General features: G+C 55.2%; 7 protein-coding genes. 5 read left to right on the top strand and 2 right to left on the bottom strand.

Annotated elements, in window-relative coordinates:
- Positions 1–80 precede the first annotated feature (80 nt).
- Positions 81–551, bottom strand: coding sequence for a GNAT family N-acetyltransferase (locus BLU89_RS15605; protein ID WP_074737771.1), 471 nt, complete (start codon positions 549–551; stop codon positions 81–83).
- A 282-nt stretch (positions 552–833) separates the two neighbouring features.
- Between BLU89_RS15605 and BLU89_RS15610 the strand changes: the two genes are divergently transcribed.
- On the top strand, positions 834–1,703 hold the full coding sequence (locus BLU89_RS15610; RefSeq protein ID WP_074737772.1) for a DMT family transporter: 870 nt from the start codon (positions 834–836) through the stop codon (positions 1,701–1,703).
- Here the strand turns inward: BLU89_RS15610 and BLU89_RS15615 are convergent.
- A complete protein-coding gene (locus BLU89_RS15615) occupies positions 1,688–2,503 on the bottom strand; it encodes a glycosyltransferase (protein ID WP_074737773.1) in 816 nt (271 codons plus the stop codon). The genes BLU89_RS15610 and BLU89_RS15615 overlap by 16 nt on opposite strands.
- A 397-nt stretch (positions 2,504–2,900) precedes the next feature.
- On the opposite strand from BLU89_RS15615, the gene rpsL reads away from it, so the two are divergent.
- The 4 genes from rpsL to BLU89_RS15635 form a co-directional block, all read left to right on the top strand.
- Positions 2,901–3,272 (top strand): 30S ribosomal protein S12, encoded by a 372-nt coding sequence (rpsL, locus tag BLU89_RS15620; protein WP_005621086.1) that lies wholly within the window; start codon positions 2,901–2,903, stop codon positions 3,270–3,272.
- 15 nt (positions 3,273–3,287) lie between these two features.
- Positions 3,288–3,758 carry a 30S ribosomal protein S7 gene (gene rpsG, locus BLU89_RS15625; RefSeq protein ID WP_074737774.1) on the top strand — a complete coding sequence of 157 codons (471 nt, stop codon included), beginning with the start codon at positions 3,288–3,290 and terminating at the stop codon, positions 3,756–3,758.
- Between the two features lie 18 nt (positions 3,759–3,776).
- Complete coding sequence (fusA, locus tag BLU89_RS15630; protein WP_074737775.1) at positions 3,777–5,894, top strand: elongation factor G; 2,118 nt, start codon at positions 3,777–3,779, stop codon at positions 5,892–5,894.
- 57 nt (positions 5,895–5,951) lie between these two features.
- On the top strand, positions 5,952–6,046 hold a 95-nt coding region (locus tag BLU89_RS15635), incomplete at its 3' end, for a GTP-binding protein (protein ID WP_034866829.1).

A 6,046-nucleotide genomic window follows, 5' to 3' on the forward strand; every position in this document is an offset into this window, starting at 1 on the left:
GATTTGCGGGGCCTTTTTTAATCTCAAAAATTGAGTGAGACAGAACCTGTCGCGCTGGCGATCAGTGGCGCGGTAAGCCCCTATATCAAATAGCGAAATCTTGGGTGGATGCCGTCCCTGCGCTCAAATCCGCAAGCTAGATATACGGCTTGCGCCTTAGAGTTCTCTGGGTGTGTTCCAACCATCATGTAAGTGCAGGACAGGTCACGCGCTTTGTCAATTGAGGCTTTGATCAACTGCTTCCCGATCCCAGCCCCCCGAAAATGCTGCTCAACAAAAAGATGATGCATATCTATGCCGCGAGTTCCCGACTGAAGTTGCGCCAGCGGATATAGGGCTGCGTAACCAACCACGTTGCCTGCTAAGCTTGCAATCAAAGTGTAGAGCCATGGTATGTCGCCGAACATATCGCGCTCGATTGTTTCAATGCTGGCACTAGGTGTGTCGTTGTGGTGACGCGCAAGCGCCTCGATCATTGACAAAATCCTTGGGGTGTCCGCGCGAACCGCATCCCGTATCTCAATCACGGGGAGTGGGCTTTCATCTTGCATTGTGTTTCTCCCGTTTCAGCCACAGGAGCACAAAAAAAGAATGCCGCACTGTGGCGGCATCATGCATTGTCAGTTCATCGGCCGCTCTGATCAAGAACGAAAATAATAGCTCGTTGTTTGTGTTAGAGTATCCGACATTTGCCAAGTATGGGATGCTTCTGACGATTGTTCAATGCCTGCCCGAAGCAATACGTGTTGAGTTGTCTAAAAGCCATTTTCAATTGACATTAGCGATTTGGGCGGAGCCAATGCAACGATTGTGCTTAGTTGGATTAACACTAGATGACCCCGAATGTCAGAGGCGCATTGTTGATGGTGGCCAGCATGGCTGCCTTTACGATCAATGACGCTCTGGTGAAATTAGTTGGACAGTCGATTCCTCTGTTCCAATTGGTTGCGATGCGTGGAGCGTTGGCGACGGTTCTGGTGTTCATTCTGGCAAGGCACCTTGGGGCACTTCACATCGAATTTCCACGCCATGACAGGTGGTTGATCATCTTTCGCTGCGTGGCTGAACTGGTCGCTACGTTCTTCTTTCTGACCGCCCTGATGCATATGCCGCTTGCCAACGTTACCGCTGTGCTGCAGGCGCTTCCGCTGACCGTGACGCTGGGGGCGGCTTTGTTCTTTGGTGAGGTCATCGGGTGGCGACGGATCGCCGCGATCACGCTCGGTTTCGTTGGCATGTTACTGATCGTTCGGCCCGGCCCCGAAGGGTTCAGCATCTACGCGATTTATGCTTTGGTCGCCGTTGCTTCGGTTACTGTCCGTGATCTGATCACCCGCCGTATGTCGGCCGAGGTTCCCTCGATGGTGGTGACCCTGGCAACGTCACTTTCCATCACGTTGGCGGCTACGGCTGCCTCTCTGATAGAGGGATGGGCGCCGGTCTCGACTTCATCCGGCGCGATGGTCGCAGGTGCTGCGGTGTTTGTCCTGATGGGATATCTGTTCAGCGTCATGGTCATGCGCGTGGGAGAGATCGGATTTGTTGCGCCATTTAGGTATTCCAGCCTAATCTGGGCACTCGGGCTGGGCTGGGCAGTATTCGGCGACTGGCCCGACGCGATCACCATGCTGGGTGCAGTATTGGTGGTCGGAGCAGGGATGTTCACGCTGTTCCGAGAGCGATCCCGTCACGCGGATGAGTGAGCCCGGCGCACGAAATCCAGATCAATTGCGAAACGTTCTGCAAACGCGCGCTCAGTATCAGGCGTTATTGGTGCCAGCTGAGACTTCTGTTTCTCGGCGCGCGAAGAGTCATTCGAGCTGTTCAATGACCTGATCCACATCGGCCGATCCGGATAGCTGATAACGGGCATGAAGCGTCCGATCCGATTGTGGGTAAAGCTTATGATGGTATGGGCGCAGTTCCCGGCGATCAGCATCCCCAGACCCACCCCAAGTAGAGATTTGTAAACCTGTGCTGCCTGAATGTCATTGGGTCCAAAACTGGCCTGATATCCGTTGTTGAAATCTATTCCGATCGCCTGATTTTTCTTGATCAGTCCGGCGCCATCCTGGGCTCCGTCACGGAGTCTCTCGATGAAATCAACTGAAACGCCGTCGTCGTCGTCATGCCGGAATTGGAGGCACGGCTGATCCGGTTGCAGGCGCGCGCACTGCAGTATCTGCTTCATCGTCTGGCGGTGTTTCTGGTTCTGATCAACGGGCCTTTGAATGATCTGCACTTGCCTGATATCCGCCGTCAGATCGTTGAGCCGGTCAAAGGCAAGCTTCGGCAGGCAGTCCCCTACAACAACCAGGAATTGGAAATCCTCATCTGTCTGGGCACGAAAACTGGGAAGGGTTACGGATTCGAACAAGCTTAGCCGCTCTTTCAAACGGGCAGAGTTGTACAAATGGCGGCGTCGGTCTTTAATCGTGTCGTGTTCGATCTGGAAATCGCCCAGGGCAGGGAATGAAAACCGGCACAGGCCAATGATTTGCATGAATCATCCAGTGAGTAGTAGGGCAGGGCCACTATGCACCGGGTTCCTGTATGCCGCAATGCAGGTGGGCAGTGGGAATTGCGATCTGATCCTGATAAACAGATACCTGCCCATCCACCGCAGACCATTCCCGGAGGGCTGTTGACACTCGGGCCGACTCCCCCTATTACGCGCGTCATCTCGGTACCGGGGGCCGCCCCATAACCGATTTCAGTAATGAACTGGTCAAGGCCCGGACACTTTTATCGTTCGCGCCCTCTGATAACAAACCGCGACGTTCACCTCGGAATGGGAACGCTCGCGGGTTTTGCGCTTGTGGACGCATGAGTGCAGCGAATTTAACCGCACGCATCGCGCGTGCATGTCATATGTGTTGCAAAACGGGGATATAACCGGAATGCCAACGATCCAACAGCTGATCCGCAAGCCGCGCCAGCCTAAAGTAAAACGCTCGAAGTCGATGCACCTGGAGCAGTGCCCGCAGAAACGCGGCGTCTGCACACGTGTTTACACCACCACGCCTAAGAAGCCGAACTCGGCGATGCGTAAGGTTGCCAAAGTGCGCCTGACCAACGGGTTCGAGGTCATCTCATACATCCCGGGTGAAAGCCACAACCTTCAGGAACACTCGGTTGTTCTGATCCGTGGCGGTCGAGTAAAAGACCTTCCCGGTGTCCGTTACCACATTCTGCGTGGTGTTTTGGATACCCAAGGCGTCAAAGACCGTAAGCAACGTCGTTCGAAGTACGGCGCGAAGCGTCCCAAATAAGAAGGAGAGGCTGATATGTCACGTCGTCACGCCGCTGAAAAACGCGAAGTCCTGCCTGACGCCAAATTTGGCGATAAGGTTCTGACAAAATTCATGAACAACCTGATGATCGACGGTAAAAAGTCGGTTGCAGAGCGCATCGTCTACAACGCCTTTGACCGCGTTGAAGTCAAGATCAAGCGCGCACCTGTCGAAGTGTTCCACGAAGCGCTCGATAACATCAAACCGTCGGTCGAGGTTCGCTCGCGCCGGGTTGGTGGTGCAACCTATCAGGTCCCGGTCGAAGTGCGCCCCGAGCGCCGCGAAGCACTGGCCATCCGCTGGCTGATCACTGCTGCGCGTGGCCGCAACGAAAACACTATGGAAGAACGCCTCGCCGGTGAACTGATGGACGCTGTACAGTCCCGCGGTACCGCCGTGAAGAAGCGTGAAGACACCCACAAGATGGCCGAGGCGAACAAAGCCTTCAGCCACTACCGTTGGTAATTCCAGAGGCTTATCAAAATGGCACGCGAATATACACTCAACCATTACCGTAACTTCGGTATTATGGCGCATATCGATGCAGGTAAGACCACCTGTTCCGAACGTATCCTGTATTACACCGGCAAATCCCACAACATTGGTGAGGTGCACGACGGTGCAGCCACCATGGACTGGATGGAGCAGGAGCAGGAACGCGGCATCACCATCACCTCGGCTGCGACCACCACTTTCTGGGAACGCACCGAAGATGGTGAAACGGCTGACTCGCCCAAGCACCGCCTGAACATCATCGACACCCCCGGTCACGTTGACTTCACCATCGAAGTTGAGCGTTCGCTGGCGGTTCTCGATGGTGCCGTTTGCGTTCTTGACGCAAACGCCGGTGTTGAGCCTCAGACTGAAACCGTGTGGCGTCAGGCTGACCGCTACAAGGTTCCGCGGATGGTGTTCGTCAACAAGATGGACAAGATCGGCGCGGACTTTTTCAACTGCGTTGCAATGATCGAAGACCGTACCGGCGCACGTGCTGTTCCGGTTGGTATTCCGATCGGCGCAGAGACCGAGCTGGAAGGCCTGGTTGATCTGGTCACCATGGAAGAATGGCTGTGGCAGGGTGAAGACCTGGGCGCAAGCTGGGTCAAAGCACCGATCCGCGACAGCCTGAAAGACATGGCTGACGAATGGCGCGGTAAAATGGTCGAAGCGGCCGTCGAAATGGACGACGACGCGATGATGGAATACCTGGAAGGCAATGAGCCCGACGTTCCGACCCTGCGCGCCCTGCTGCGCAAAGGTACTTTGGAAATCGCGTTTGTTCCGGTTCTGGGCGGTTCCGCGTTCAAGAACAAAGGTGTTCAGCCGCTGCTGAACGCTGTGATCGACTATCTGCCCAGCCCGCTGGACGTTGTTGATTACATGGGCTTCAAACCCGGTGACGAAGAAGAAACCCGTAACATCGCCCGCCGCGCGGATGATGATATGGCGTTCTCGGGTCTGGCGTTCAAAATCATGAACGACCCCTTTGTTGGCTCGCTGACCTTTACCCGCATCTACTCGGGTACTCTGGCCAAAGGCGACACGCTTTTGAACTCGACCAAGGGTAAGAAAGAGCGTATCGGCCGGATGATGATGATGCACTCGAATGACCGTGAGGAAATCACGGAAGCATTCGCGGGCGATATCATCGCACTGGCAGGTCTGAAAGACACCACCACGGGCGACACCCTATGTTCGACCGGTGATCCGGTGGTTCTGGAAACCATGACCTTCCCCGATCCGGTGATCGAGATCGCGGTTGAGCCGAAAACCAAGGCTGACCAGGAAAAGATGAGCCAGGGTCTGGGCCGTTTGGCCGCCGAAGACCCCTCCTTCCGTGTGGAAACTGATCTGGAATCGGGTCAGACCATCATGAAGGGCATGGGCGAACTTCACCTGGACATCCTGATTGACCGTCTCAAGCGTGAATTCAAGGTTGAAGCGAACATTGGTGCGCCGCAGGTGGCCTATCGCGAAACCATCGGCCACGAAGCCGAGATCGTCTACACCCACAAGAAACAGTCGGGTGGTTCGGGTCAGTTCGCTGAGGTGAAGATGATCATCACACCGACAGAGCCGGGCGAAGGCTATTCGTTCGAATCTCGTGTCGTTGGTGGTTCGGTGCCCAAGGAATACATCCCGGGTGTTGAAAAAGGCATCAGATCCGTCATGGATAGCGGCCCGCTGGCTGGTTTCCCCGTGATCGACTTCAAGGTTGCCCTGATCGAAGGTAAGTACCACGACGTGGACTCTTCGGTTCTGGCCTTTGAAATCGCGGCGCGGATGGGTATGCGTGAAGGCATGCGCAAAGCGGGTGCGAAACTGCTTGAACCGATCATGAAGGTCGAAGTGATCACCCCGGAAGAATACACCGGCGGTATCATCGGCGATCTGACATCACGTCGGGGACAGGTTTCCGGTCAGGAAAACCGTGGCAACGCCATCGCGATCGATGCGTTTGTTCCGCTGGCCAACATGTTCGGCTACATCAACACTCTGCGTTCGATGTCGTCGGGCCGTGCCCAGTTCACCATGCAGTTCGACCACTACGATCCGGTTCCGCAGAACATCTCGGACGAGATCCAGGCGAAATACGCATAAGCGAAATCAGGGAAGGGGCATTCGACCTCTTCCCTTACTCAATGACAGGAGGCCATCATGGCAAAGGAAAAGTTTGAGCGTAATAAGCCGCACGTCAACATCGGCACGATTGGCCACGTTGACCACGGCAAGACCACGCTGACGGCAGCGAT

The sequence above is a fragment of the Ruegeria halocynthiae genome (assembly GCF_900106805.1).
GTDB classification, from domain to species: Bacteria; Pseudomonadota; Alphaproteobacteria; order Rhodobacterales; family Rhodobacteraceae; genus Ruegeria; species Ruegeria halocynthiae.